The organism is Sphingomonas elodea ATCC 31461 (genome assembly GCF_000226955.1).
Classification (GTDB): Bacteria; Pseudomonadota; Alphaproteobacteria; order Sphingomonadales; family Sphingomonadaceae; genus Sphingomonas; species Sphingomonas elodea.
Genome location: NZ_AGFU01000076.1, coordinates 1 through 3152, shown reverse-complemented (window position 1 = coordinate 3152; position 3152 = coordinate 1). Strand labels below are relative to the sequence as shown.

Here is a 3152-nt window from a genome sequence, read left to right as displayed (position 1 = left end):
GCCGCCGCCGCCGCCCCCGCCCCCGCCTCCGCAGCATGTCGCGCCTCCGCCTCCGCCGCCCCGGCCGCCGGAACTGCACAACGCCTCGCCCCTGCTGCGCGCCAAGCTGGAGGCGCGGGTCGGCAACGAGGAGTAGCCGGGGGGGCGCCGATCCGGAATCGCACTTGGGGTAGTCGTCGGCCCTCGCCCATATGGGGGAGGGGGAAGGCCCCCCATCCGGGCTTGGCGGCAGGGGAGGCATCCCGCACTCTGCGCGGGAAAGGACTTCCGCCATGCCCAGCCCCGCTCCGGTGCGCGATGCGCAGCCCGTCGTTCTGGTCGTCGACGACGATCCGCTGGTGCGCGGCTCGCTCGATTCGCTGTTCCGGTCGGTCGATTTCGCGGTGCGCAACTATGGCTCGGCGCAGGAACTGCTCGATGCCGCCCTGCCGGAGACGCCGTGCTGCCTGGTGGTCGATGTGCGCATGCCGCATATCGGCGGCTTCGAATGCCGTGAGCGGCTGGCCGAGCGGGGCATCGACCTGCCGGTGATCTTCCTGACCGGGCACGGCGATATCCCCATGTCGGTCAAGGCGATGAAGGGTGGGGCGGTCGACTTCCTCACCAAGCCGTTTCGAGATCAGGACATGCTCGATGCAGTCAATGCCGGGATCGCCCGCGCCGCCGAGCGCCGCCATGCGCAGCGCGCCGGTGCGGCGCTGCGCGAACGGTTCGCGACGCTCACCGCGCGCGAGCGGCAGGTGATGGACGGGGTGGTGCGCGGACTGCTCAACAAGCAGATCGCCGGCGATCTGGGCATCGCCGAAATTACGGTGAAGCTTCACCGCGCCAGCCTGATGCGCAAGATGGGCCTGCGCACCGTTCCCGATCTGGTACGCGCCGCCGAGGCGCTCGCCCCTGCCGAGGCGGCCGCGTAGTTTCCCGCATAAACAGGCGTATAGCTTACAGCGGTGGCGCCCCTCCCTAGCGTGGGCACGGGAACCGGATAGCCCGGTCCCGCCCCGGGAGCAGCAAGCGTGCGCGAGTGCCTGATTGCCGTGATCGACGACGATGCGCTGGTGCGCGACGCCGCGGCGAGCCTGATCCGCTCGCTCGGTTATCGCACTGCGCTCTACCCTTCCGCCGACGCCTTTCTGACCGCGGACGACGCCGCGCCCGACTGCGTGCTTACCGACCTGCAGATGCCGGGCCGATCGGGGCTGGACCTGCGCGCGGCACTGCGGGCCCGGGGATCCGCGGTACCGGTGATCCTGATGACCGCCTATCCCACCGACGACCTCCGGGCCCGGGCGACGGCGCTCGACCTGGCCGGGCTGCTCGACAAGCCGGTGGATCCGGGCTTGCTGAGCAGCACGCTGGCGCGTGCGATCGGCGGATGAACCCGGAAGTCACGCCGCCAGCGGCAACTCGATCGTCGCCAGTGCTCCGCCATCGGGGTGGTTGCTCAGGCCGATTCTGCCCTCGTGCAGCTCGACGATCGAGCGGCAGATCGACAGCCCCAGCCCCATGCCGCCGGGCTTGGTGGTAGCGAAGGTCTCAAACGGCCGGGCCATGCCGGGATCGAGCCCGGGGCCGTGATCGCGCAGCAACAGCCGCACGCGGTCCTTGGCCAGATGCAGGTGCAGCTCGATCCGCTTGTCGGCAATGCCCGCCGCCTCCATCGATTGCAGCGCGTTGGTGATCAGGTTGAGCAGCAGGCGCTGGAGCAGGATCGCGTCCCCGCGCACCTGCGGTTCGCCCCCGGGGAAGAAGAGCAGCCGGGCGCCGTGCGCGTCGAGATCGCGGGCGGCGATCGCCACCGTTTCGCGGACCAGCGTGCCGAGGCCTACCGGCACCAGCTTCGCCTGCCCGCCGCCGACCAGCGAGCGCACCCGCTGAATCACTTCATGCACGTTCGCCACCGCCTGGTTTAGCCCGGACAGCGCGAGGCGCACCTCGGCAAGGTCGGGCTGGGGGCGGACGAGCCAGCGCACCGCCGCATCTGCATAGCTCTGCACGGCGGAGATCGGCTGGTTGATCTCGTGCGCGATCGAGGCGGACATCGCACCGATCGCGGCGGTGCGCTGCACGCGCTCCAGCTCGATCCGGGTGCGCTCAACGGTCGTTTCCAGCCGCTTGCGCTGGCGGATGTCGAGGATGCTGCCGGGCACGCGGGCGAGGCAGGCGCCGGGGGAGAGGCTGAACGCGACGATCACGTCGATCGGGGTCCCGTCGGCTGCCAGCACCTGGGTTTCGGCCTGGAACATCGGCCGCCGCTCGTCGATGGCGAGAATGCAGTCGGCGAAGCTGGTGTCGGTGTCCGGCAGGAAGTCGCCCAGCCTGCGGAAGAAGGCGGCCTTGTTCGGCACGCCCATCAGGTCGAGCGCGGTCCGGTTGGCGTCGGTGATGCGCACCCGCTGGCGGATCTCGGCGACGAACTCCGGATGCGCGCGCAGATAGGCGGCGAGATCGGTGATGCCGGCGGTGCGGAGCCCGGCCACGGCCTCGGCGACGGGGCGAAAGTCGTGCTCCCAGATCGCGATCGCCAGCGTGTCGGTCATCGTCGCATAGCGCCGTTCCTCGCGGGCCATGCGCGCGTCGAGCGCGGCGCGGTGGAGGAGGAGCGCGGTGGTGACAGCGTTGGCGGCGAGGCTCACGAGCAGGCGTAGCGCCGCCTCGAGGCTGGGATCGCGGGCGTGCGCGATGGCGAAGCTGGCGAGGGTGAGGGTGGCGCAGGCCAGCGACCAGCCGGTCAGCGCCTGCCGGCTCAGCCGCGTGGCGGCGAGCAGCAGGACGAGGACGTACAGCGTCGCGATCGCGCTGTGGAAGCTGGTGAAGCTGTCGACCCAGAAGATGCCGAGCGCGAGCAGCCCCGCCGCGAGCGGGCGCAGGCGAGTGCCGTCCAGCGCGGCATCGCGTTGCACGGCAAGGGCGTGCTCGGCGGCCTGATCCACGATCGTCGACATGGGGGGAGGATGCCGTTGGGGCTGTGCAGTCACCAGCCCAAGGCGAGCCGCAGGCTACCCCCCATTTGGGGGGTGTTGGGGGGCGGTTCTGCGCGACGGTGCGCCCTTCTTAGCCCCTCCTCCCCGGCGGAGGGGTTGAGGGTGGAGGGATTCCAGAGCGTCCGTTGGTCTCGGTGAGACACTGCCCCACCCCAACCCCTCCCCTGA

At 70.8% G+C, this 3152-nt stretch carries 3 protein-coding genes; 2 read left to right on the top strand and 1 reads right to left on the bottom strand.

Going from position 1 to position 3152, the window contains the following annotated elements; translation table 11 throughout:
• The first annotated feature begins 272 nt into the window (after window positions 1-272).
• Together KK7_RS0117630 and KK7_RS0117625 are read left to right on the top strand one after the other, a co-directional pair.
• Window positions 273-917 carry a response regulator transcription factor gene (locus KK7_RS0117630; protein ID WP_010545969.1) on the top strand — a complete coding sequence of 215 codons (645 nt, stop codon included), beginning with the start codon at window positions 273-275 and terminating at the stop codon, window positions 915-917.
• Window positions 918-1016: 99 nt separating this feature from the next.
• Window positions 1017-1379, top strand: a complete 363-nt coding sequence (locus KK7_RS0117625) for a response regulator transcription factor (RefSeq protein WP_010545968.1) — start codon at window positions 1017-1019, stop codon at window positions 1377-1379.
• 9 nt (window positions 1380-1388) lie between these two features.
• Here KK7_RS0117625 and KK7_RS0117620 read toward each other — a convergent pair whose 3' ends face one another.
• Window positions 1389-2945 carry a sensor histidine kinase gene (locus tag KK7_RS0117620; protein ID WP_010545967.1) on the bottom strand — a complete coding sequence of 519 codons (1557 nt, stop codon included), beginning with the start codon at window positions 2943-2945 and terminating at the stop codon, window positions 1389-1391.
• Window positions 2946-3152: the final 207 nt, after the last annotated feature.

Excerpts from the sequence above, each read along its gene's own strand:
- KK7_RS0117630 (WP_010545969.1), top strand. The coding sequence starts at position 273 with ATGCCCAGCCCCGCTCCGGTGCGCGATGCGCAGCCCGTCGTTCTGGTC.
- KK7_RS0117620 (WP_010545967.1), bottom strand. The coding sequence starts at position 2,945 with ATGTCGACGATCGTGGATCAGGCCGCCGAGCACGCCCTTGCCGTGCAA.